Raw genomic sequence first — 23,957 nt, 5'->3', positions numbered from 1 at the left:
AAATGACAAAAAAAATTCTAATAACTGGCGGTGCCGGTTTTATTGGTTCTCATGTGGTAAGACGTTTTGTAACTAAATATCCAGAATATCAAATTTTTAATCTGGACGCTCTGACGTATGCAGGAAATTTAGAGAATATAAAAGATATTGAAGGTCAGCAAAACTACACTTTTGTGAAAGGAGATATTGTAGACGAGAGTTTTATAAATGAGCTTTTTTCATTACATAATTTTGATGGTGTTTTACATTTAGCTGCAGAATCTCATGTTGATCGATCAATAGAAGATCCGTTGGCATTTGTTAAGACAAATGTGATTGGTACAATGAATTTACTCAACGCAGCAAAAAAACAATGGAAAGATAATTTTGAAGGAAAACGTTTTTATCATATAAGTACTGATGAAGTATATGGTTCATTAGGGGCTGAAGGGTTATTCACTGAGACAACTTCTTATGATCCAAATTCTCCTTATTCTGCGTCAAAAGCTAGCTCAGATCACTTTGTTAGAGCGTATGGTGAAACATATGGTTTGCCTTATGTTCTAACAAACTGTTCAAATAATTATGGATCATACCATTTTCCCGAAAAATTGATTCCTCTTTTTATAAATAATATCATAAATAATAAGTCATTGCCAGTGTATGGAGATGGTAATTATACTCGTGATTGGTTATTTGTAGAAGATCATGCTACTGCTATCGATTTGGTTTTTCACAAAGGGAAAAATCATGAAACTTATAATATTGGAGGTTTTAATGAGTGGAAGAACATTGATCTGGTAAAATTATTATGCCAAATAATGGATAAAAAGTTAGAAAGAAAAGAAGGAACTTCTCAGGAGTTAATTACTTATGTAAAAGATAGGCCTGGTCATGATTTACGTTATGCAATTGATGCTTCCAAAATTAATAAAGAATTAGGATGGAAACCAACTGTAACTTTTGAAGAAGGATTAGAGAAAACCATTAATTGGTATTTGGCTAATGAAGAATGGTTGCAAAATGTTACCTCAGGTTCTTACAAAGAGTATTATCAAAAGCAATATTCGTAAACTTTAAAATGTTTTTTCAAACCAATCAAGGGTTAAATTTTATTCTAAATATGAAAAAGATACTATACGTCCTTACATTATTTTTTGCTTTGTTGCTAACAGTTGATGTTAATGCTCAGGACATTATTAAGTCTAAAGATTTGAGTACCGTTAAGGTAGATTATTTATCAGATGATGAGATTGCTAAAATTATTTCGCAGCTAAAAAGTAATAACGCCACTATTAACGATGTTGAATCGATGGCAATATCGAAAGGGATGAGCCAAGCGGAGTTTGATAAGTTGAGAACTCGTATTACAGCTTACGAAAAAAAGAATAGTTCAGATAAAAATAAAAATAAGGATCAAGAGGCTCAATCAAAAAAAGCAGAAAAGGATACGGAGTTTGGTAGGAAACAGGAAAAAATTAAAAATGAAAAAATAAAAGATTCTTTAAATGCATTAATTTTTGGATCCGAACTATTTGATAACCCAACTCTGAATTTTGAACCCGATTTAAAAATGGCAACGCCTGTAAATTACATACTAGGTTCTGGTGATAAATTAGAAGTAAGTATTTATGGTATTCAACAATTTGATGATACCGTTTCAGTAAATTTTGAAGGTAAGGTAAACATTCAAAATGTGGGACAAATTGCGGTTGGAGGAATGTCAATTGAAGCAGCTACTCAAAAAATTAAGACAGCCATTGCAAGAGTCTACACTACGGTTAAGTCTGGACAATCTCAGGTAAGTGTTAGCTTGAGTGATATAAGAACGATTAAAATCACCATTGTTGGAGGGAAGCAGCCAGGGAATTATTCTATTTCTTCTCTTGCTTCTGTTTATAATGCATTGCACTTGGCCGGAGGACCAGGAAAAAATGGGAGTTATAGAAATATAGAGTTAATTCGAAATAACAAAGTATATCGAAACATAGACATCTATAAGTTTTTAGTAAAAGGAGATCAGTCGGATAATGTAAATTTAAAGGATAATGATGTTATTAGAATTCCAGCTTATACACAAAGAGTAACTGTTGAAGGAGAAGTGAAGAGACCTGGGGTTTTTGAGATGAAGAAAGGAGAAAAATTTTCTGATTTATTGAATTTTGCTTCTGGATTTAATGAATTTGCTTACACGGCTTCAGTAAATGTATTGCAAAAAACGGGTAAAGAATTTAAGGTTCATGATATCAATGAAAGTGAATATAGTTTTTATGTTCCGCAATCTGGAGATGTTTTTAGAGTGACCAAAATCTTAAACCGATTTGAAAATCGTATTAAAATTGAAGGAGCCGTTTTTAGACCTGATTATTATTCTTATAATGAAGGAATGAGAATCTCGGATCTTGTTACAAGAGCAGAAGGTCTTAAGGAAGATGCTTATTCCAAAAGAGCCAGAATCATTCGTCTCAAAACAAATTTAACGACAGAAATTGTAAATGTAGATTTAAGTGCAGCTTTATCAGGAGATTTAAATGCAGATATTGAATTAAAAAGAGAAGATATTGTTACGGTCTATTCTATCTTAGACTTTAGAGAAGAGTATAAGGTTACAATTGATGGAGAGGTCAAGAATCCTGGAGAGTATGACTACTTTGATAATTTAACATTAAATGATTTAGTGGTTCAAGTTGGTGGTTTAACTGGCTCTGCCTCTAAGAGAGTAGAAATTGCTAGAATGGTAAAATCTGATGTAATTGATGATGCCGATCCGAAAAAGATTGAATTAGTAGAACTTGAAATTACAGCTGAGAATAATGAGCAGGTTAAAAATTTTGTTTTAAAGCCTTTTGACGTGATTAATATACGTAAAATGGCAGTGTATGAAAAACCAGAAATGGTAAAAGTGAGTGGTGCAGTTACATATCCAGGAAAGTATGTTTTAGCCAATAAAAAAGAAACTGTTTATAATGTAGTAATGAGAGCAGGTGGTCTAACCTCTATTGCAAATTTAGATGGAATGAAGATTAAAAGACCTATTAAAGAGGCGCAAATTGAACAGTTAGAAAGTATTAATCTTAATTTGGATAAGAAACAAGTTATGCAAGATGGGAAAGAATTAAATACAAAGGATAAAGATACACTTAGTTCAAAATTATCTAAGAAGCTTAGGGATGAGTTAAAATACGCTACAATTCCTGTAAATTGGGAAAAAATAGTAAAAGATAAAAGTCATTATTCTAATGTGACGTTGTTTCCAGGTGACGAAATTGAAGTTGCAGTTTATAATGAAGGAGTAAAAGTAACGGGTAATGTGTTGTTGACTTCTGAAATTCCTTATAGAAAAGGAAAAGGATTCAAATATTATATTAATTCTGTTGGGGGTGTAGATAATAAAGGGTGGAAGAAAAAAGCGTATATTATTTATCCTAACGGAAAAGCATCGGTAACTAATTCTTTTTTGTTTTTTAGATCATATCCTAAGATAGAACCTGATTCTCAAATTGTAGTTCCAGAAAAACCTGAAACAAAAAAAATGACTGCAGGAGAATGGGTCGGGATTGGTAGTGTGATTTCTAGCTTAGCATTATTAGTTATTACAGCTTTCAAATAAATCATTTTTAATGGAAAATAAAACTATAGAAAACGATGAAATTTCGTTAAAAGAATTGCTGATTAAACTAAAAGAATGGTATAGTTATTTGTTGTCGCAATGGAAAATTATTGTCTTAGCTGTAATTATAGGTGCTACTTTAGGATTAACTTATTCGTTTATTAAAAAACCTGTGTACACTGCTACATTAACTTTTGCATTAGAAGATGAAAAAGGCACTGGAGGAGGTTTAGGTGGTGCACTTGGATTAGCTAGCTCATTTGGATTAGATTTAGGAGGAAGTGGGGGAGGAATTTTTACTGGCTCTAACTTAACTGAGTTGTTCAAGTCAAGATCAATGGTTGAAAAGACATTATTGTCTTCAGTATACTTGGATGGCAAACAAGTTTCTTTAGCTGAGATCTACATCCAGAATAATAATTGGAGAGATAAGTGGGAGGATAATCCTAAATTATCAAAAATTGAATTTTTGCCCAACTCCAATCGTAAAAATTTTACAAGAGTACAGGATAGTATCATGGGTATAATGTATAAAAATTTATCAAATTCAGGTTTAGTCGTCGGACAAAAAGATAAAAAAATTTCTATTATAAATATAGATGTTTCCTCTATAGATGAATTGTTTTCAAAGTATTTTTGTGAGGCTTTGGCTAAGCAGGTTGGAGAATTTTATGTAGAAACAAAAAGTAAAAAAGCTAGAATTAATATGTCAATTTTAGAACGACAAGTTGATTCTATTCGAGGAGAACTTAATGGCGCAATTACCGGAGTAGCTGTAGCAAATGATAATACTTTTAATTTAAATCCGGCTCTTAATGTTCGTCGTGCTCCTTCTGCTAGACGACAAGTTGATGTCCAGGCGAATACAGCTATACTTACAGAATTAGTAAAGCAGGCAGAATTGGCCAAAGTTACTCTACGTAAAGAAACACCTTTAATTCAAGTTATTGACCGACCAATCTTGCCTTTACCTAAAGAACGTTTTGGAAAAGCAAAAGGATTAATTTTAGGTGGTTTTTTAGCAGGCTTTCTTATTGTTTTCTTTTTAATTTTTAAAAGGTTATTGACTTATTTAAAATAATTGCTTGTTTAATTACACAATGAAAAATTACACTTTAAAAGTTCAAGAAATAAAAAGAGAAACTGATGATACAGTTACTCTATGTTTCAAACAACCTGGACTAAAAAAGATTAAATATTTAGCGGGTCAGTATCTAACACTTCAATTTAGAATTAATAACAGGAGATATATTCGACCTTATTCATTTTCTTCTACACCTATAATTGATTCTACACTTAATGTCACAATAAAAAGAGTACCTGGTGGTATTGTTTCTAATTATATAAATGACTTCATAAAAATCGAGGATGTAATTGAAGTTCAGGAACCACTTGGGGATTTCATTTTTGAAGAAGAAGAATCTATAAAATCTATTGTTTTTTGGGGAGTTGGAAGTGGAATTACACCTCTTTTTTCAATGATAAAAGAACTATTGGTTGCTAAACCATCGATTGATATTTATTTGGTTTACGGTAATAAATCTAGATCATCTGTTATATTTTATAAGGAATTAGAAAAACTTAGATTAACTTATTCGGATCGTTTTAAGATCTATTATTTTTACTCAAAAGAAGATTTTTTTGATGCTGAATCGCATAATTTTAAAGGAAGGATTAATTCCGATTTTGTGAGTAACTTAATTAAAAAAATAGATCAACCTACAAGACATTATATTTGTGGACCTATTGGATTGAAAAACACAATTAAGGAGTCATTATTGTCTTTAACGGGGAATTTGGATAATTTTTTTTCTGAAGATTTCGAAATTGTTAAAAACCCTGAAGATTTTAAAGATATACTTAATCAGGATATTATATTAAATTTTCAAGGGATAGAAAATAAAATTACCATAAAGAAAGGAAATTCGATACTAGAAGATGCATTGGAAATTGGTTTAGAATTACCTTATTCATGTCAAACGGGAAATTGCAGTACTTGTAAAGCAACCCTTAGATCAGGAGAAATTAAAATGATTGGTTTAAGTAAACCGAGAACGGATTTAAATGAAAATGAATATTTATTATGTTGTAGTTACCCCGTGACAAATAATGTTTGTGTTGAGATATAAATAACAATAATCATAGATAAAATATAATAATGAAAGTAGTAATTTTTGCAGGTGGTTTTGGAACACGTCTTATGGAAGAAACCGAAGCTAGGCCAAAGCCAATGGTAGAGATTGGTGGAAAGCCTATATTGTGGCATATATTAAAAATGTATGAGCAATATGGTCACAATGAATTTGTTATCTGTTTAGGATATAAGGCGACTTTTATTAAGGAATATTTCTATAATTATTATTTGCATAATTCGGATGTAACAATCGAATTAGCCAATAATAATATTAATGTTCATTATTCGGAAACAGAATCTTTCAAAGTAACTTTAATTGATACTGGTTTATATACAAATACAGCAGGAAGACTGAAACGTATTCAAAAATATGTTAATGATGAAACTTTTATGCTTACATACGGTGATGGCGTTGCGGATGTGGATTTATCACAATTGCTTAAATTTCATAAATCACATGGTAGATTAGCAACTTTAACGAGTGTTCAAGTTCCTGGACGTTTTGGAAATTTAGAAATTGGAACTGAAGGCGAAGTTGATAGTTTTGTTGAAAAACCAGCAGGTGATGGAATGTGGATCAATGGTGGCTTTTTTGTTTTAGAACCAGGGATCTTTAAATATCTTGAAAATGATGTTGATGACATTCAATGGGAAAAGGAACCTTTGGGAGCTATTGCTAAAGATCAACAATTGGCAGCTTATAAACATTACGGATTTTGGAAATGCATGGATGCTCTTAGGGATAGAGTGGAATTGGAAGCATTGTGGAATTCTGGAAATGCAAAATGGAAAACATGGTAGTTTCATTATTTGAAAAATTAAAGGCATCTTACAGTGGAAAAAAAGTCTTTTTAACCGGTCATACTGGTTTCAAAGGTGCTTGGATGTTAAAAACTTTATCTTTATTAGGAGCTGAAGTAAAAGGATATGCTCTAGAGCCTCAAACCAAAAATGATTTATTCTATCTTATTGATGGAGATAATATCTGTGATTCTGTAATTGCTGATTTAAGAGATAAGAAACGCTTAGAAAAAGAGATCATGGATTTTCAACCTGATTATGTTTTTCACCTTGCGGCACAACCATTAGTTCGATTGTCCTATGATATACCAGCAGAAACTTTTGAAGTTAATGTTATTGGTACAGCCAATGTTTTAGATGCAGTTCGCCTGTTAGAAAAGAAATGTGATGTAATACTTATAACAACCGACAAAGTTTACCATAATAACGAATGGATATATCCTTATCGCGAAAATGATAGATTAGGCGGTTATGATCCTTATAGTGCAAGTAAAGCTTGTGCCGAATTGGTTATAGATTCTTATAGAAATTCATTTTTTAATGTTAAATCATACGGTTTTCACCAGAAAGCGATTGCTGTTGGAAGAGCAGGAAATGTTATAGGAGGAGGAGATTGGTCAAAGGATCGTTTGATACCAGACATTGCCAAGGCTTTTGCAGCCGATAAAGCTGTTGTTATAAGAAACCCTAAATCAGTTAGACCGTGGCAACATGTTTTGGAACCGGTAATAGGTTACTTATTGTTAGGGGGTAATTTATCTGAGAATCCATTGCAATTTAGCCAGGCATACAATTTTGGACCACATTTATCTGATGCACTTCCAGTAGAAGATATGCTTAAATTGGCTATTCAAAGTTGGGGTAAAGGAGAATATAAAGTAGAAATTGAAGAAAATCAACCTCATGAGGCGGGATTGCTGAAACTTGATATTAGCAAAGTTATAAATGAATTAAAATGGGAGCCAAAATTGAATGCTACCAAAGCTGTTAATATGACAATGGAATGGTATAATCAATTTGTTACTAAAAAAGAGGATATTAATTTATTTACAGAGTCTCAGGTTAAACTATTTCTAAATGCGTAATGTCTTAATTACTGGAATTACTGGTTTTTTAGGTTCCCATATTGCTGAAAATTTAATTGCAAATAATATTAATATTGTTGGGTTAAAGCGTGAAAGTTCTGATTTATGGAGGTGTGAAGAATTTAAAGATCAAATTAATTGGGTTGATATTTCTCATGATGGATCTTTTTTAAATCAATTAATTAATCATTCGTTTGACACAATTATACATGCGGCTTGGATTGGTGTTGAGTCTAATGATAGAGATAATTGGACGGAACAAATTAAAAATATTAGTTTTTTTGTTGAGTTACTTGAAGTAGCTAAAATTTTAGAAATAAAAAAAATAGTTTTTTTAGGATCACAAGCTGAATATGGTATTATAAATAGTAAAATATCAGAGAATTTTGAAACAAATGCCTTAAATGCATATGCAGCTACTAAATTAGCATGTTTAGAAATTTTAAAAAGTTTTTCTAATACAAATAATATAAACTGGGTTTGGCTTAGATTATTTTCAGTATTTGGAGAGAAAGAAAATTCAAACTGGTTAATACCCTCTTTGATAAATTCGATGCAAAGTAAAAATGAGATGGATTTTACTTTGGGTGAGCAAAAATATGCGTACTTATATGTCAAGGATTATGCTGAAATAATGAGGAAAATTGTTTTAAGAAATGTGGAGTCAGGAGTTTATAATATATCTTCTAATGAAGTTAGAACAATTAAGTCTATAATAGAGGATATAAAAAATATTGTCAATCCCAAATTTCGCTTAAATTTTGGAGTCTTAACTTATAGACCTGGGCAATCGATGCATATGGAAGGTGAAATGCTAAAGTTGAGTAATCAAATTGGGAAAATTGAATTTTCTAATTATAATATTGCTTTGCAAAACACCTTAAGTTATTATTTAAAAAAATAAAATTATGAAGGCATCTGACTTTATTGCGGAGTTTTTAGAAAAAAAAGGAATTAAAAGTGTTTTTGAATTATCAGGAGGTATGATTACACATATCTTAGACTCTTTAAATCAAAAAACAAGTATTAATATTATTACAATGCATCATGAACAAGCAGCTGCATTTGCAGCTGAGGGTTATGGTAGAATCACTGGTTTGCCAGGTATAGCTTTGGCAACTTCGGGTCCTGGAGCAACTAATTTATTGACAGGAATAGGAAGTTGTTTTTTTGACTCAACTCCCGCTGTCTTTATTACAGGTCAAGTAAATAGACATGAATTGAAGGGTGATAGGGAAATCAGACAATTAGGTTTTCAAGAAACTGATATTGTTTCAATGGCCATACCTATTACTAAAGCTTGCTTCCAGGTTAGTGACCCTGATGAAATTCCAACTATTTTTGAAAATGCTTTTAAAATTGCTTTAGAAGGAAGACCTGGGCCAGTTCTTATTGATATTCCAATGGATGTTCAGCGTTTTCAGATTGAGAATAATTTCGTAAGTGATGAATTTGGCCAATCTTCAAAATTTGATATAAATATCTTTAATAACTTAATTGAAGATATTAAAAAAGCAAAGAAGCCACTTATATTATCTGGGAGAGGAATTAAAGCAAGTAAAAGCCAAGATTTATTTGAGGAGTTTCTCTTTAAAACAAAATTACCTGTAATTACGACTTTATTAGGTTTGGATACAATTAGTTATGATAATTCTCAACGAGTAGGATTTATAGGTAGTTATGGTAACAGATGGGCAAATATAGCATTCGGAGAATGTGATTTATTGATTGTACTTGGAAGTCGTTTGGATATTAGACAAACAGGTGCCGATGCTAAATTTATTGAGAATAGAAAAATTTATCATGTTGATTGTGAAAAAGGCGAGATTAACAACCGTGTAAAAGGTTGCGAGGCTATTATAGGAGACTTAAAGTCATTTTTTACTGAATTTAAAACACGTACAATTGATGAATCTTTTGTTTTAAAAGACGGATGGTTCAATCAAATTCATGACTTTAAGGAAACTTGGCCAGATACAAAAGAACTGGATCCAAATGGTATTAATCCAAATGTTTTTATGCATTTGCTTTCTAATAAATCTAAAAAAGCAAGGGCGTATTTAGCAGATGTAGGAAGTCATCAGATGTGGGCAGCACAATCATTAGAACTGTATAAAGATCAAAGTTTTTTGACTTCTGGAGGAATGGGAGCTATGGGGTTTTCATTGCCAGCTGGGATTGGAGCAAGCATTGCTTTAAATAAAGAGCCAGTTGTTGTCTTAGTCGGCGATGGTTGTATGCAGATTAATATTCAAGAATTGCAAACGATTGTTAGGAATAAATTGCCTTTAAAAATTGTTGTTTTGAATAACAAGACTTTAGGTATGATTAGACAGTTTCAAGATAGTTATTTTGAATCTCGTTATCAGTCGACCTATTGGGGATATGACGCTCCTGATTTTGCTAAAGTTGCTATAGCTTATGGGATAGATGCAAAAACAATTGAAAACTCGACTGAGATTGAGAATGCTATAGATTGGTTTTGGAATAGTGAAAATGAAAATAAACCACAACTATTGCAAGTCATGATTGATCCTCATACTAATACTTATCCCAAAATTGCTTTTGGCAGACCAATTACTGAAATGGAACCATTTGCTAAGCCAATAGCTATGGAAGCTACTTAATATTAATTAAAATTATTGTTAAAGATAAAATTATATGTTACAAAATTTAAAAGAAGATTCTCTATTAAATAGTTTAAGAGAAATTGCAAAGAAAAAATCAACTCAAGTTATTGTTGCTGGAGAAAATTACATTCCCGTTACTGGAAAAGTATTAGATGAAGAAGATATTTTAATGGGAGTTGATGCCGCTCTTGATGGTTGGTTAACTGCAGGTCGTTTTGCTAATAAATTTGAAGCAGATTTTGCTGCTTATTTTGGCGCTCATAGATCACTTTTGGTAAATTCAGGATCTTCTGCTAATTTGGTAGCTTTTTATGCTTTAACTTCTCCAAAGTTAGGAGAAAGAGCGATCAAGCCAGGTGACGAGGTAATTACTGTAGCAGCTGGTTTTCCAACAACGATCAATCCTATAATTCAATTTGGAGCTATTCCAGTTTTTATTGATGTTGATATCGCAACACACAATGTTAAAGCAGATATGATCGAGGCAGCGGTAAGCTCTAAAACAAAAGCAATTATGATAGCTCATTCGCTTGGTAATCCGTTTGACTTAGATGAAGTAATGCGTGTTGCCAAAAAATATAATTTATGGGTAGTCGAAGATGATTGTGATTCTTTAGGAGCAACTTATAATGGAAAAAAAACAGGAACTTTTGGAGATATTTCAACATTTTCATTTTATCCAGCACATCACATCACAATGGGCGAAGGTGGAGCCGTTTTAATAAATAACCCTGTTTTATCAAAATTAGCAGAAAGTTTTCGTGATTGGGGACGTGATTGTTATTGCGAACCAGGAAAAGACGATACTTGCGGTTGCCGTTTTGGCCAGCAATTAGGGACATTACCTTATGGTTATGATCATAAATATACATACTCTCATATTGGTTTTAATTTAAAAGTCACTGATATGCAGGCTGCTTTTGGAGTTTCACAAATTAAAAAAATTGATCAATTTGTACAGCGTCGTAAAGAAAATTATGCTGCCTTGTATGAACGTATGAAAGAATTTGAAGAAGTTTTTGTCTTACCAGAACCTACTCCAAATTCAGAACCATCTTGGTTCGGGTTTCTGTTGACGCTTAGAGAAGGTGATGCAAATGATCGTCATATGTTAGTACAACATTTAGAAAAAAATAAAATTGGAACTCGTTTACTGTTTGGCGGGAATTTGTTAAGACAACCTGCTTATGCTAATATTGAACATAGAGTTGTTGGCACATTAGAAAATACTGATACTATTATGAACCAGTCATTTTGGTTGGGTGTATGGCCTGGGCTAAATGAAAGGCACTATGATTATATTGCTAAAGTGATTAGAGAATATTTAAATTCCTAAAGTGTTAAATTTAATAAAGAAAAGTTTAAATAAGATAGGAATTGATGGCGCAATTGGTTTTACATTACTATCAAGAGTCATTCAAGCAAGTGGAGGAATAATAACTCTTATTTTTATTACTAGATGCTTAAGTAAGGTTGAACAGGGATATTATTATACTTTCGGAAGTATATTGGCAATTCAAATTTTTTTTGAATTAGGACTCTCAGGTATTATAACTCAATTTGTTGCTCATGAAAATGCTAATTTAGTATGGGATGGAAAAAGCAGATTTAAAGGCTCGCTTGAAACAAGTTCTAGATTATCTTCATTATTAAGATTTACAGTAAAATGGTTTGCTATACTCGGAGTATTATTGCTATTTGGACTTGTGATTGCAGGCTACTTTTTCTTTGCTAAGTTTGGAAAAGATGATAGATTAGTTGAATGGCAAATTCCATGGTTTATACTTTCAATCACCACATCTTTGTCTTTGATGGTATCTCCAATATTAGCTTTTTTTGAAGGATTGGGAATGGTTAAAGATGTTTCGAAAATAAGACTTTTTCAACAAATTACACAGCTTTTTTTTGTTTTGCTTTTGTTTTTACTTGGATTTAAATTATACTCAAGTCCAATAGCGGCATTAATATCGTTTATTATTGTGCCTATATGGATATTGTTTAGTTCTAAGATAAAACTCTTGGTTTTAATATGGAATAAAATAGATGAGTGGAAAGTAAATTATTTTGTAGAAATTTTTCCTTTTCAATGGAAAATAGCATTAAGTTGGATAAGTGGATATTTTATCTTTCAGCTTTTTAATCCTGTGCTTTTTGCAACTGAAGGAGCAATAATTGCAGGACAAATGGGAATGACCTTAGCCGTTTTAAATGCTGTTTTTTCATTGACGTTTAGCTGGATTTCGACAAAGATCCCAAATTTTTCAAGTCTTATAGCCCAAGAAAAATATAAGCAATTGGATGTTTTATTTAATCAAACATTGTTGCAATCATTAGTACTAAACATTTTGACGCTTACATTGTTTTTTGTAGTAATTTTCATCTTTCGTTATTTTGATTTAAAATTTGGAGGTAAAAACTTAGCTGATAGATTTCTTCCTTTGTTACCTATGTTTTTTATGATGATTGCCGTTGTTTTAAATCATATTGTTGGTTCATGGGCCACTTATTTACGGTGTCATAAAAAAGAACCGATGTTGATTCAAAGTATAGTTATGGGAATTCTGTGTTGTAGTTCAACTATTTTATTAGGAAATTATTTTGGTATCATAGGAATTACATCAGGTTATATGGTATTAACAATCGGAGGCTCTGTTTGGACTTATTTTATTTTTACGACAAATAAGAATAAGTGGCATAACTAAAAGTTATAATAATTTGATTTAATATATACATGCTAAGTAAACAACCGATCTTAACAATTGCTATACCAACATATAACAGGCCAGAAAAAATAAAGGCACAGGTCAATGTTTTATTACCTCAGTTAAATGATAAGGTACATTTGGTTATCTATGATAATTGCTCTGATACAAAAGTAGAAACATTGTTTAAACCAAATGAAATATTGCAGTTTCATTTAGTAAGGAATAGGGTAAATGTCGGTGCAGATGCTAATATTGCAAGATGTTTTGAAAATTGTACTACGAAATGGTTATGGACCTTATCAGATGATGATTTAGTAAAAGAAGATGCTGTTGAAAGTATTTTAAATGAGATAGAAAAAAATGAAGAGGCTGTTTTCATTAATTTGTGTTCAGTAAGTAATTTTTCAACACGTAATTTCGATGAAATAGCTGCTAAATTTAAAAGTCCAAGAGTTTTTGTAAATTCTTTCCAGATGTCATCTTGTTTATACAATATGTCTATACTTTCTAAATCTTTGCATAACTACTATAATAATTTATCTAGTATGATGGGAACAATCATTATGGTACTGAAACATGTTCAAAACCATAATTTGTCTCATTGTCGTTTTGTGGATTTAATAGTTGTTAAAGATTTTGACAATGTAGTAAGTTGGGACTATAGTGTATACATACTAAGGACTCAGCTTTTTATTGATGCATTTTCAGGTTTGAAGTCTCGCAATTTACATAATAAATTGTCTTTAGGATGCTACATTATTAACTATTCGTTAATTGAATTAGATAGAAAAGAATCTAAAGTAAATTATAGCAAGCGTTGGAATTTATATTTATATAATATAAAAAATCAAGGATTGTTAAATGCTTTAATATACTGTCCTAAACCATTAATAAGAACTTTTTTAAATTTAATTCTTCCTCAATCAATATTTAATTTCGTAGTTGGTAAATAGGTGATGAAATTTTTGATAGAGTTGTTTTTTTATTTGATTTTGAATATTAAACTATTGTTTCTATGGAGCAAAAACCTTTAGTTAGTATTATAACTACCTGTTATAATGATGGAAAATATCTGAAAGAATGCATAGATTCAGTAAAGAATCAGACGTATTCAAATATAGAGCATATAATTATTGATGATGGATCGACTGATAAAAATACTTTAGATTTCATAAAAGAAATCCAAGGTGATAAACAAATTCAAATAATAATTACCCCGAATCAAGGTGTTTGTAAAGCTAGAAATCAGGCAATTACTAATTCTAAAGGATTGTTTGTTCTAGTTTTGGATAGTGATGATCTAGTTTCTCCACAATTTGTAGAGTTGGCTGTTAAAGAAATGTTAGTAAATGACGATGTAAAACTGGTTGCGACAGACTATAAATATTTTGGACGAATAAATCGTATTATTAATTTAGAAGAATATTCTATTGAAAGATTAATGGGACATAATTTATTTGTTGTAACAACAATGTTTCGCAGACGAGACTTTGACATTGTGGAAGGATTTAATTTTAATATGAATGAAGGTTTAGAAGATTGGGATTTTTGGCTTTCTATAATGAAAAAAGGTGGAGATGTTAAATATATTAAAGGGATTAATTTTTTTTATAGGATAAAACCAAAAAAAGATTCACGCAATATTTCTTCGGCAATAAAGAACTATTCAAAATTGCGAAAAAAATTGTGGGAGAATCATAAGGAATTATATAGTGAGAATTACCTCAATCCAGTTGAGTCTCATGAATATTTAAAAGTTGTTAATTCTAGAGAGTATCGTTTAGGGAAAATATTGTTAACTCCAATTTATAAGATTTTCAATCTAACTAATTTCTTTTAGAACTTTTAGTAATGACATTAGTTTTTGGTTTTTTATTTCTTTTATTTTCTCTTTTAGGATATTTACGTTCTAAAAGCTATTTAGCTCCGACTTTTATAGCTCCTGTTTCATGGGCGGGAATTTTGTTAATATATGGAACTTTAGATCATGGGATGCCTTCACTTTCCATAAATGTGTTATTGGTGGTCTTACTCTGGGTTTTGTCGCTTCTCACTGGAATGTACTTATTTAGTGAAGTCGGTCGTAGAAAAATTGTAAAAAAAAGGTTTAACCCATTTGTTAGAAACGTCTATTATTATATTGCATTATTTGGATCAATTCCAGGCTTTTATGTTGCATATATGCAAGCTACTACCATGGGAATGGGAAACATTTTCCTAAACTTAAGGTTTGCCGGTGCAGGATTGTCTGAAAGTGAATATAATTATGGTATTTGGAGGTATGCCTTTACTTTTGCATATGTTTCATTTTTAATGGAACTTTATTGTAATGATAATAAAAAAAGAATAAGAATTTTGTTTCTGCTAAACTTAATTCAAGCTATTATTACGATGTCAAAGTCAGGCCTTTTTATATTATTTTTATCAATTTTTGCAATCTTATTTTTACAAAGAAGAGTTACTAAAACTATTGTAATTGTTAGTTTATCATCTTTGATGTTTTTAATGTCTTTGACTCAAATTTTACGTTCCGGTGAAGAAAAAGATAATGTTGTTAGTGATATGCTATATTCTTATACTTTGGGAGGAGTCCCTGCTTTAGATAAAGTAGTTATTGCAGAAACTAGTTCAAAAAATTGGGGACAGTTTTCTATGAAATTTTTTAAAACTTTTACTAGAGCATTTGTTGGAAAAAAAAACCAAAGTGAAGATTTAGATCTGAATAATGATATTACTGATGAAGGCTATGTATACTTGCCTTTACCTACAAATGTATTTACAGTGATTGGTCCTTTTTGGTGGGATTTTGGCTACTGGGGAATTATGATTTTTGGATTTATAATTGGAGGCTTATCTGGCTATTATTATAGGCTAATGCAAGCTGGTGTAGTGTGGGCTGCTATACCATACTGTTTTTTATTTAGTGTGTTAATTTTGCAATTTTTTGGGGAGTTTATTTTTTCAAATTTATCTTTTTTACTTCAGTTAATTATATTGTCAATTATAGCATATAAATTTAAATATATTTTAGTTTGCAAAAAATCAATCATACCTGACTAGATTGCATGTTTGCACAAAATTTTATTTGTATAAAATGATAAAAGGTTTTAAAAATATAATCTTGGTGGTTCTTTATAACGAGAATATAACTTCATCAATTACCATTTCTTCCTTAATAAAAAATGATTGTTTAGAAAATGATTTTTATTTAGTTATATGGGATAATTCTTTTGAAGTTATTGCGGAGGATGAACTAAATATACTTAAGAGAAAGAATATTCAGTATGATTATATACATAAGAAAGAAAATACTAGTCTTTCAAGAATATACAATCAAATTATTAATTGTTATTGTCAAATAGTTAGTAAAATTTTTATATTTGATCAAGATACAATCGTTGATAAAGAATACTTTAATTTAATAGAAAAAGCGGCTTTTCAAAATGATGATATAGGACTATTTTTACCGTATGTTGAAAAGAATGGAAAGGTTATAAGCCCAAGTAAATTTAAAATTGCAGTAAATTACAGTTTTTTTGATAGAGAATTTAAATTTGGCAGAACAAAAGCGAAAAAAGGAATCGCTTTTGGGAGCGGAATGTGTTTAAAAACTGAAATTTTTAAAAACAGAAATTTGAAATTTGACGAAAACTTAAGCTTTTATGGGGTTGATTATAAGTTTGTTTTGGATTATGGAGAGTTGCATAATTATTTTTATATTATTGATTATGAGCTTAAACACGATTTGTCTTTTATGAATGAAGAAGATGTAAGTATAAAAATCAAGAGATATAAATCTAACTCGTACGCTTGGTTATATATATTGTTTATTCGATTGAATTTTATTTTCCAATTCATTGGCATTTCTAGACTTTTTTTGGATACAATAAAACTCTCAATAAAATATAAAAATTTCGAATTTTTAAAAATTTTTGCACATAACCTAAAGTTTTTAGTAAACAACTTTTCAAAAATAAATAAGACTAATTCCTTTTAATTATGAGCGTTCTTCTTGAAGAATCATTCGTGTCAGTAATTATACCTACTTATAATAATTATCAAACGATAATATTTGCATTAAAATCTGTTTTCGAACAGAGTTTTAAAAATTTTGAAATTATTATTATTAATGATGGATCTACTGATGATACTGATTTAAGAATAAGACAATATATAGATACAATTACTGACGAGGATAAACAAAAAATTGTTTATCTTATTAAGGAAAATTCAGGGCCTTCGGATTCAAGAAATCTTGGTATTAGAAAGGCTAAAGGAAATTTTATTGCTTTTTTAGATGCTGATGATTGTTGGAGTAAGGATAAGTTGCGCTTACAATTGACGTATTTTGAAAATTTTCCTAATGCTATATTAGTTGCTGGTGCTTTCGATAATAAGAAATTTAATGATGTTGTCGAATATAAAGTTATTCTCTTTAGAATGTTATTATTTAAAAACTTCTTTTCTACTCCTACAATTATGGTGAGAAGCAATTTTTTACAAGGAATTAAATTTAATTCTAATCAAAGATATTCTGAAGATTATAGATTATGGCTTGAAATTAGTTTAAAAGGTGATTGTATTTTCATTAATGAAATACTTGCGAGAAATCAAAATAATAAAAATAGTTTTGGAGATTCTGGTTTATCAGCAAATCTTTGGCAAATGACAAAAGGAGAGATGTCAAATTACATCTATTTTTGTAAGAAAAAAAAAATAAGTTTATTGACTTTTATGGCAGTTTCTTCTTATTCATTTGTAAAATATATTCGTCGAGTACTTTTAACTTACTTTAAAAAAATAGATTTTTGTTGAAGTATGGGCAAAAAGTTGTCTTTCTTAATTTAGAGACAAAAATGATGCTTGTAAGTATAGTTGTAAATTATTAAAATGAGAAAAAGTAAAGTTTTACATATTATTGCCGTTTCATTTTCGATTAATTATTTTTTTGGCAATCAGTTTGTTTATTTAAAAAAAAAAAAAAAATAACCAATACCATTTAGGCTGTTCGCCTTCAAATGAATTTCTTGAATTGTCTAAGGAACTAGATTATATACCTTTCGAGGTTAATATTACTAGAGAAATTAGTCCTTTTAAAGATTTTAAGGCAATATTTTCAGTTTATAGATATATTAAAAAAAATAAAATTGAGAAGGTCATTGGCCATACTCCAAAAGGAGGAATGATTGCAATGATTGCTTCTTTTTTGGCAGGTGTATCAGATAGAATTTATTTTAGACATGGAATAATTTATGAAACAAGCAGCGGATTAAAGAAGATTATTTTGAAAAATGTTGATAGATTGTCTGGTTTTTTAGCAACAAAAGTAGTTTGTGTAAGTAATTCCATAAGAGAAATAAGCGAAAAAGACAAATTAAATAGTGCAAGTAAAAATATTATTTTAGGTTTAGGAACTTGTAATGGTATTGATACAGAATATAAATATAATCCTGATACTTATGAGAAAGACACTATAAATTCTTTAAAATCTAAATTATTAATAAAAGAAGAAGATTTTGTAGTCGGCTTTGTAGGAAGATTAGTGAAAGACAAGGGGATTAATGAATTAATTCAAGCTTGGGAAATTGTAAAAGAATCTCATGCTAATGTTAAATTATTGTTGGTTGGGCCAATAGAGTCAAGAGATTCCATTTCAGAGATATCAAAAAGTAAAATTTATCAAGATGATACCATTATTTTTACAGATTTTGTTTTGGATGCTGCACCTTATTACAGTTTAATGAATGTTTTTATTTTGCCATCATATAGGGAAGGGTTTCCTACAGTAGTTTTGGAAGCTTCCTCAATGGGAAAACCTGTTTTAATAACTAAAGCGACGGGATGCATTGAGGCGATAAAAGAAGATATTACGGGAGTTTTTATTACTTATGAACCGAAAGATATTGCTTCTAAAATATTTTATTATTTAAAAAATAGAGATATTGAGAAAATACATGGTAAAAATGGAAGAATGTTTGTACAAGAAAATTTTGAACAAACTAAAATTTGGGATTTAATTTCTGAGAATTTGAATATATAAAATGAAAGTATTATTAACGGGATCTACTGGTTTTCTTGGAAGAAATATTATAAAAGTTTTAAAAGAACAAGAATATCAAATTGTAACATTAGGAAACCCTAGTACAGATATAGTTTGTGATATTAGCAAAGAACTTCCAAATTTTAGCCAATCTTTTAATTATGTAATACATGCAGCAGGAAAAGCACATGTTGTTCCTAAGTCTGACTCTGAAAAACAGGAATTTCATGATGTGAACGTAAAAGGAACACAAAATTTATTGGAAGGTCTGGAGAGAAGTAATTTTTTACCCCAATATTTTATATTCATTAGTTCAGTAAGCGTATATGGTTTGCATCATGGAGTTAAAATTGATGAGAACTATCCTTTATTGGCTAAGGACGCTTATGGAATTAGTAAGATTAAAGCCGAAAAAATAGTGCAGAATTGGTGTGATAAGAATAAAATTAAGTGTACTATTTTGAGATTGCCTTTATTGGTAGGTATTAATCCACCAGGGAACTTAGGTTCTATGTCGAATGCAATAAAGAAAGGTTATTATTTTAATATTGGGGGAGGAAAGGCAAAAAAAAGTATGGTTTTAGCAGAAGATGTTGCTAAATTTATAATTTATGTTGCTAAGATCGGTGGAGTTTATCATTTAACAGATAGTATTGACCCTAATTTTAAAGAATTAAGCTTGGCAATTGCAAAAATTAATAATAAATCAGTCCCATTAAATATGCCAATTATTTTCGCTAAACTTTTGGGTAAATGTGGAGATATATTTGGAAGTAAATCTCCAATAAATTCTTTGAAAGTTGCAAAAATTTGTTCCGAATTGACTTTTGACGACAGTAAATCTAGAAGTATCAAAGAATGGAAGCCTAATTCTGTTTTGGAATATATTAAAAAAAACATTTTATAACGTTTGGAATATTATTGCTTTGTGTAATTATTTTTTTTAAAATTTTAAAATTTGTTTAATTGCTTTTTACTGATTTCATTTTCTCTTATTTTTTTTTTATGATTTATATCCTGATCCTTCTTATTCTATTTTTAATTGAATTATTATATTTTAAAGTAGCCAATCATTTTAATATAATTGATAAACCTAATTTAAGAAGTTCTCACACAGAAGTAACTTTAAGAGGGGGTGGAGTGATTTTCTGGTTTTCTGCTTTACTATATTTTGTACAGCATATACAACCTTATTTATTTTTCTTTGCAGGAATAACTCTAGTTAGCTTAGTTAGTTTTTGGGATGATATTCAAAGTTTGTCGAATAAAATTCGAATTTCAATTCATTTCCTTTCCATTACCTTAATCTTCTATGATTTAAACTTATTTGCTTTAGTTCCATTTTGGGGAGTTTTAGTAAGTTACATATTAGCTACTGGACTTATTAATGCCTATAATTTCATGGATGGAATTAATGGTATTACAGGGCTGTATACTCTAGTGGTAATGGGAGCATTGCTATATGTCAATACAACCGTTCAGGTTTTTATAGATGGTGATTTTATAAAATACGCGATAATCGCGAGCCTAGTTTTTCTGTTTTTCAATTATAGAAAAAAAGCAAAATGTTTTGCAGGTGATGTTGGAAGTATTGCAATTGCTTTTTGGGTAATTTATTTGGTTCTCAAACTAATTCTTGTAACAGAATCACTTATTTGGTTGTTATTTTTAGCAGTATATGGAGTTGATGCAGTTTGTACCATCTTGCACAGACTCTATCTTAAACAAAATATTTTTGAAGCACATCGATTGCATTTATATCAAATACTTAGTAATGAATATAAAATACAGCATAGGTTAGTATCGCTGCTTTATGCTTTAGTTCAGACTGGAATTTCTATATTGGTAATTTCCCTTTATCAGAAAGTTCACGAATCAATTATTTTTGTAATAATAATTCTGCCTTTATTATTGCTTTATTCATTAAAGTTTTATTTGTTAAACAAGAGTGATTTACGATTGAATCATGAAGCCTAAGATAATTCAGGGAGGAAATTTCTCCGATCATCGTGGCACAATTTCGTATGTAAATGATTTTAGTTTTGCAGATATCGAAAGATTTTATATTATAAGTAATTCTAAGGAGAATCCAATTCGTGCTTGGCAGGGACATAAGTTAGATACTAAAAACTTTTATTGTATTTCAGGTTCTTTTAAAATTCATTTTATAAAAATTGATAATTGGGAGAATCCCTCTAAAGATTTAGTAATTGAGACTATTTTTGTTTCAGAATCTGATAGCAAAATTGTTCATATTCCTGCAGGATATGCAAACGCAATACAATCTTTGGAAGAGAACTCAAAATTAATCTCTTTTTCTACATTGCCATTGACGAATGTAAGTGAAGATGATGCTCGTTATCCGTCAGATTATTGGCTTATTAATAATGGATCATAATAGAATTTATTTGTCATTGTCACAAGAGTGTGGTTATGAGCAAGAATACATTCAAAGGGCTTTGAAATCTAGCTGGATTACCTCAGGCGGCCCAAACGTTGATGATTTTGAAAAGGAACTGGAACATTATTTTGAAAATGAAAACTTTGTAACGGCATTAAATTCAGGAACATCAGCCATACATTTAGCATTAGTTTTATTGGGAATTAAAGCTGGTGATGAGGTCATTTGTCAAACCATGACTTTTTCTGCATCAGTAAATCCAATTTTATATCAAGGAGCAGTTCCTGTTTTTGTTGATAGTGAAAAGGATACATGGAACATTTGTCCTGAAAATCTTCAGGTTGCAATTAAAGAGAGAACTAAGAGAGGGAATAAACCAAAAGCAATTATAGCGGTTCACCTTTATGGAAATCCATATAAGATTGATGAAATACATGCAATTGCTGATCAGTATGAAATTCCAGTTATTGAGGATAGTGCAGAAGCATTAGGAAGTAGTTATAAAGAAAAAAAATGTGGCAGTTTTGGTCATTTTGGTATTCTGTCATTTAATGGCAATAAAATTATTACAACTTCCAGTGGTGGAGCATTGATTGCTAATTCTAGAGAGTTCAAAGAAAAAGCAATTTTTTATGCTACTCAATCCAAAGATAAGGAGGTACACTATGAACATAGTGAAATAGGTTATAATTACAGAATGAGTAATGTTTGTGCAGGAATTGGTCTTGGGCAAATGAAAATTCTTAATGAGAATGTTATAAAAAGGAAAGAAAATCATAGTTTTTATCAAGAGATTTTTAAATCAATAGAAGGAGTAGAGCTTTTCGAAGTTTTAAATAAAGATTACGTTTCAAGCTATTGGTTAAATACGATTTTGATTAATCATGATAATAAAAATAGAGAAAACTTGCGAATAGCTCTGGAAGAAAAAAATATTGAAAGTCGACTGCTTTGGAAACCCATGCATTTGCAACCTATTTTTAGCAACTATCCCTATTATGGAACTAAAGTGGCAGAAGAATTATTTGAAAAGGGATTATGTTTACCATCTGGATCAAATTTAAGTACTAAAGATAAAGAGAGAATAAAAGAAGTTATTATTAGTTTCTTTAAAGAATAAAACAATAAACATGAAAGTTGAAGAAACATTTATAAAGGATTTGGTAACTGTAGAACCAACAGTATTTGGAGACGAGAGAGGCTATTTTTTTGAATCTTACAGCAAAATTAAATTTGAAGATTTAGGAATTGATATTGAGTTTGTACAAGATAATCAATCATTTTCAAAAAAAGGCACTTTAAGAGGATTGCACTATCAAAACCCGCCATTTGCACAAACGAAACTAGTTCGTGTTTTAGATGGCGAAATTATTGATGTTGCAGTAGATTTAAGAAAAGATTCGCCTACTTATGGAAAAGCATTTAGTGTTTTATTATCAGCCGAGAATAAAAAACAATTATTAGTACCTCAAGGATTTGCTCATGGTTTTTCTGTTATCAGCGAAACGGCATCGGTAATGTATAAATGCGATCAGTTTTATAATAAAGCTTCAGAAGGCGGAATTAAATTTGATGATCCCTCTTTAAACATTGATTGGGGAATGAATTTAGATGAAGCAATAGTTTCAGAAAAAGATCAAATTTTGCCTTTTATAGAAAATTGTAATAGTTTGTTTTAATGAAAAAAATTCTTGTAACCGGCGCAACAGGTCAGTTAGGATCAGAACTATTGGTCTTGTCCCCTTCTTATTCGAGGTATGAATGGATATTTGCTGATCGAACAAAAGCGACATTGAATGATTTAGATTTATTAGAATCACAATTAGTAGCAATTAAACCAGATGTAATATTTAACTGCGGGGCTTATACTGCTGTTGATAAAGCTGAATCAGAAAAGGAATTGGCATTTAAGGTCAATCATTTAGCGGTAGAATTAATTGCTAAATATACCGCGAAAAATAATGTCAAATTAATTCATATTTCGACAGATTACGTTTTTGATGGTTCATCTTCAATTGCGTTAGATGAAAAGGCAGAAACAAATCCTGTAAACGTTTATGGTGAAAGTAAACTGGCAGGTGAAATCGTATGCATAAAAGAAAATCCAGAAACAATTATTATTAGAACATCGTGGGTATATAGTATGTTTGGGAATAACTTCGTAAAAACGATGCAGCGATTAATGCAGGAAAGAGAGGAGATCAATGTTGTAAACGACCAGATTGGTTCACCAACTTATGCTGCAGATTTAGCGCAGGTAATGATTGCTATAGTTGAATCTTCAGAATGGATCCCAGGAATTTATAATTATTCGAACGAAGGTGAAATCAGCTGGTATGAATTTGCACTTTCTATAAAAGAATTAGGAGCGTATACTTGCAAAATTGGAGGAATTCCATCGTCCTCTTATCCAACACCAGCAAAGCGTCCTGAGTTTTCATTACTAGATAAGAGAAAAATTAAAGAGGTTTTTAATCTAGACATTCCAAATTACAAAGAGAGTCTAAAAAAAATGTTTGCATAAAGATAATTTTAGATTTGAAAGTTTTAGAGAGAAATCTAAAATAAAAAA

Annotated in this window: 22 protein-coding genes and 1 pseudogene; all 23 read left to right on the top strand. The window is 30.3% G+C overall.

The window, feature by feature from the left end:
• Positions 1–2 precede the first annotated feature (2 nt).
• A complete protein-coding gene (gene rfbB / locus B0A75_RS16075; protein ID WP_089055307.1) occupies positions 3–1,052 on the top strand; it encodes a dTDP-glucose 4,6-dehydratase in 1,050 nt (349 codons plus the stop codon).
• Positions 1,053–1,102: 50 nt separating this feature from the next.
• Entirely contained in the window at positions 1,103–3,589 is a 2,487-nt protein-coding gene (locus tag B0A75_RS16070) for an SLBB domain-containing protein (protein WP_089055306.1), read from the top strand.
• 10 nt (positions 3,590–3,599) lie between these two features.
• Positions 3,600–4,670 carry a Wzz/FepE/Etk N-terminal domain-containing protein gene (locus B0A75_RS16065; RefSeq protein WP_089055305.1) on the top strand — a complete coding sequence of 357 codons (1,071 nt, stop codon included), beginning with the start codon at positions 3,600–3,602 and terminating at the stop codon, positions 4,668–4,670.
• A gap of 19 nt (positions 4,671–4,689) precedes the next feature.
• Positions 4,690–5,718 (top strand): ferredoxin--NADP reductase, encoded by a 1,029-nt coding sequence (locus B0A75_RS16060; RefSeq protein WP_089055304.1) that lies wholly within the window; start codon positions 4,690–4,692, stop codon positions 5,716–5,718.
• Between the two features lie 29 nt (positions 5,719–5,747).
• On the top strand, positions 5,748–6,524 hold the full coding sequence (rfbF, locus tag B0A75_RS16055) for a glucose-1-phosphate cytidylyltransferase (protein ID WP_089055303.1): 777 nt from the start codon (positions 5,748–5,750) through the stop codon (positions 6,522–6,524).
• Positions 6,518–7,609 (top strand): CDP-glucose 4,6-dehydratase, encoded by a 1,092-nt coding sequence (rfbG, locus tag B0A75_RS16050; protein ID WP_089055397.1) that lies wholly within the window; start codon positions 6,518–6,520, stop codon positions 7,607–7,609. Before rfbF ends, rfbG begins: the two co-directional genes overlap by 7 nt.
• The gene (locus B0A75_RS16045) at positions 7,602–8,513 is read left to right on the top strand and encodes an NAD-dependent epimerase/dehydratase family protein (protein ID WP_089055302.1); all 912 of its coding nucleotides are present in this window, start codon (positions 7,602–7,604) and stop codon (positions 8,511–8,513) included. Before rfbG ends, B0A75_RS16045 begins: the two co-directional genes overlap by 8 nt.
• Before the next feature lie 4 nt (positions 8,514–8,517).
• Positions 8,518–10,236: a thiamine pyrophosphate-binding protein gene (locus B0A75_RS16040; protein ID WP_089055301.1), complete on the top strand. Its 1,719-nt coding sequence runs from the start codon at positions 8,518–8,520 to the stop codon at positions 10,234–10,236.
• A gap of 34 nt (positions 10,237–10,270) precedes the next feature.
• Entirely contained in the window at positions 10,271–11,575 is a 1,305-nt protein-coding gene (rfbH, locus tag B0A75_RS16035; RefSeq protein ID WP_089055300.1) for a lipopolysaccharide biosynthesis protein RfbH, read from the top strand.
• Position 11,576: 1 nt separating this feature from the next.
• Entirely contained in the window at positions 11,577–12,941 is a 1,365-nt protein-coding gene (locus B0A75_RS16030) for a polysaccharide biosynthesis protein (RefSeq protein ID WP_208861281.1), read from the top strand.
• A gap of 29 nt (positions 12,942–12,970) precedes the next feature.
• Complete coding sequence (locus B0A75_RS16025; protein ID WP_089055298.1) at positions 12,971–13,897, top strand: glycosyltransferase family 2 protein; 927 nt, start codon at positions 12,971–12,973, stop codon at positions 13,895–13,897.
• A gap of 62 nt (positions 13,898–13,959) precedes the next feature.
• Positions 13,960–14,784: a glycosyltransferase family 2 protein gene (locus tag B0A75_RS16020; protein WP_089055297.1), complete on the top strand. Its 825-nt coding sequence runs from the start codon at positions 13,960–13,962 to the stop codon at positions 14,782–14,784.
• A gap of 11 nt (positions 14,785–14,795) precedes the next feature.
• Complete coding sequence (locus B0A75_RS16015) at positions 14,796–16,004, top strand: O-antigen polymerase (RefSeq protein ID WP_089055296.1); 1,209 nt, start codon at positions 14,796–14,798, stop codon at positions 16,002–16,004.
• Positions 16,005–16,038: 34 nt separating this feature from the next.
• Positions 16,039–16,941, top strand: coding sequence for a glycosyltransferase family protein (locus B0A75_RS16010; RefSeq protein ID WP_089055295.1), 903 nt, complete (start codon positions 16,039–16,041; stop codon positions 16,939–16,941).
• Between the two features lie 2 nt (positions 16,942–16,943).
• Complete coding sequence (locus B0A75_RS16005; RefSeq protein WP_089055294.1) at positions 16,944–17,759, top strand: glycosyltransferase family 2 protein; 816 nt, start codon at positions 16,944–16,946, stop codon at positions 17,757–17,759.
• Positions 17,760–17,952: 193 nt separating this feature from the next.
• Positions 17,953–18,207: pseudogene (locus tag B0A75_RS20860) on the top strand (glycosyltransferase); the annotation flags it as partial.
• A gap of 21 nt (positions 18,208–18,228) precedes the next feature.
• Positions 18,229–18,984, top strand: a complete 756-nt coding sequence (locus B0A75_RS16000) for a glycosyltransferase (protein WP_394335291.1) — start codon at positions 18,229–18,231, stop codon at positions 18,982–18,984.
• A gap of 1 nt (position 18,985) precedes the next feature.
• A complete protein-coding gene (locus tag B0A75_RS15995) occupies positions 18,986–19,891 on the top strand; it encodes an NAD-dependent epimerase/dehydratase family protein (protein WP_089055292.1) in 906 nt (301 codons plus the stop codon).
• A 98-nt stretch (positions 19,892–19,989) separates the two neighbouring features.
• Positions 19,990–20,961, top strand: coding sequence for an MraY family glycosyltransferase (locus B0A75_RS15990; RefSeq protein ID WP_089055291.1), 972 nt, complete (start codon positions 19,990–19,992; stop codon positions 20,959–20,961).
• Positions 20,951–21,382 carry a WxcM-like domain-containing protein gene (locus B0A75_RS15985; RefSeq protein WP_089055290.1) on the top strand — a complete coding sequence of 144 codons (432 nt, stop codon included), beginning with the start codon at positions 20,951–20,953 and terminating at the stop codon, positions 21,380–21,382. Before B0A75_RS15990 ends, B0A75_RS15985 begins: the two co-directional genes overlap by 11 nt.
• Positions 21,372–22,505, top strand: coding sequence for a DegT/DnrJ/EryC1/StrS family aminotransferase (locus B0A75_RS15980; RefSeq protein WP_089055289.1), 1,134 nt, complete (start codon positions 21,372–21,374; stop codon positions 22,503–22,505). Before B0A75_RS15985 ends, B0A75_RS15980 begins: the two co-directional genes overlap by 11 nt.
• A 10-nt stretch (positions 22,506–22,515) precedes the next feature.
• The gene (rfbC, locus tag B0A75_RS15975) at positions 22,516–23,064 is read left to right on the top strand and encodes a dTDP-4-dehydrorhamnose 3,5-epimerase (protein WP_089055288.1); all 549 of its coding nucleotides are present in this window, start codon (positions 22,516–22,518) and stop codon (positions 23,062–23,064) included.
• The gene (gene rfbD, locus B0A75_RS15970; protein WP_089055287.1) at positions 23,064–23,909 is read left to right on the top strand and encodes a dTDP-4-dehydrorhamnose reductase; all 846 of its coding nucleotides are present in this window, start codon (positions 23,064–23,066) and stop codon (positions 23,907–23,909) included. The genes rfbC and rfbD overlap by 1 nt, the downstream gene beginning before the upstream one ends.
• Positions 23,910–23,957 lie beyond the last annotated feature (48 nt).

This window comes from Flavobacterium oncorhynchi, from assembly GCF_002217355.1.
In the GTDB taxonomy this organism is placed as follows: domain Bacteria; phylum Bacteroidota; class Bacteroidia; order Flavobacteriales; family Flavobacteriaceae; genus Flavobacterium; species Flavobacterium oncorhynchi.
Note: the sequence above shows the minus strand (reverse complement) of the source record. Positions and strands in the feature narration are given on the sequence as shown.

Excerpts from the sequence above, each read along its gene's own strand:
- B0A75_RS16065 (WP_089055305.1), top strand. The coding sequence starts at position 3,600 with ATGGAAAATAAAACTATAGAAAACGATGAAATTTCGTTAAAAGAATTG.
- B0A75_RS16010 (WP_089055295.1), top strand. The coding sequence starts at position 16,039 with ATGATAAAAGGTTTTAAAAATATAATCTTGGTGGTTCTTTATAACGAG.
- B0A75_RS16045 (WP_089055302.1), top strand. The coding sequence starts at position 7,602 with ATGCGTAATGTCTTAATTACTGGAATTACTGGTTTTTTAGGTTCCCAT.
- B0A75_RS15985 (WP_089055290.1), top strand. The coding sequence starts at position 20,951 with ATGAAGCCTAAGATAATTCAGGGAGGAAATTTCTCCGATCATCGTGGC.
- rfbD (WP_089055287.1), top strand. The coding sequence starts at position 23,064 with ATGAAAAAAATTCTTGTAACCGGCGCAACAGGTCAGTTAGGATCAGAA.
- B0A75_RS16020 (WP_089055297.1), top strand. The coding sequence starts at position 13,960 with ATGGAGCAAAAACCTTTAGTTAGTATTATAACTACCTGTTATAATGAT.
- rfbG (WP_089055397.1), top strand. The coding sequence starts at position 6,518 with ATGGTAGTTTCATTATTTGAAAAATTAAAGGCATCTTACAGTGGAAAA.
- rfbF (WP_089055303.1), top strand. The coding sequence starts at position 5,748 with ATGAAAGTAGTAATTTTTGCAGGTGGTTTTGGAACACGTCTTATGGAA.
- B0A75_RS15980 (WP_089055289.1), top strand. The coding sequence starts at position 21,372 with ATGGATCATAATAGAATTTATTTGTCATTGTCACAAGAGTGTGGTTAT.
- B0A75_RS15990 (WP_089055291.1), top strand. The coding sequence starts at position 19,990 with ATGATTTATATCCTGATCCTTCTTATTCTATTTTTAATTGAATTATTA.
- rfbC (WP_089055288.1), top strand. The coding sequence starts at position 22,516 with ATGAAAGTTGAAGAAACATTTATAAAGGATTTGGTAACTGTAGAACCA.
- B0A75_RS16060 (WP_089055304.1), top strand. The coding sequence starts at position 4,690 with ATGAAAAATTACACTTTAAAAGTTCAAGAAATAAAAAGAGAAACTGAT.
- B0A75_RS16040 (WP_089055301.1), top strand. The coding sequence starts at position 8,518 with ATGAAGGCATCTGACTTTATTGCGGAGTTTTTAGAAAAAAAAGGAATT.
- B0A75_RS15995 (WP_089055292.1), top strand. The coding sequence starts at position 18,986 with ATGAAAGTATTATTAACGGGATCTACTGGTTTTCTTGGAAGAAATATT.
- B0A75_RS16070 (WP_089055306.1), top strand. The coding sequence starts at position 1,103 with ATGAAAAAGATACTATACGTCCTTACATTATTTTTTGCTTTGTTGCTA.
- B0A75_RS16015 (WP_089055296.1), top strand. The coding sequence starts at position 14,796 with ATGACATTAGTTTTTGGTTTTTTATTTCTTTTATTTTCTCTTTTAGGA.
- rfbH (WP_089055300.1), top strand. The coding sequence starts at position 10,271 with ATGTTACAAAATTTAAAAGAAGATTCTCTATTAAATAGTTTAAGAGAA.
- B0A75_RS16025 (WP_089055298.1), top strand. The coding sequence starts at position 12,971 with ATGCTAAGTAAACAACCGATCTTAACAATTGCTATACCAACATATAAC.
- B0A75_RS16005 (WP_089055294.1), top strand. The coding sequence starts at position 16,944 with ATGAGCGTTCTTCTTGAAGAATCATTCGTGTCAGTAATTATACCTACT.
- rfbB (WP_089055307.1), top strand. The coding sequence starts at position 3 with ATGACAAAAAAAATTCTAATAACTGGCGGTGCCGGTTTTATTGGTTCT.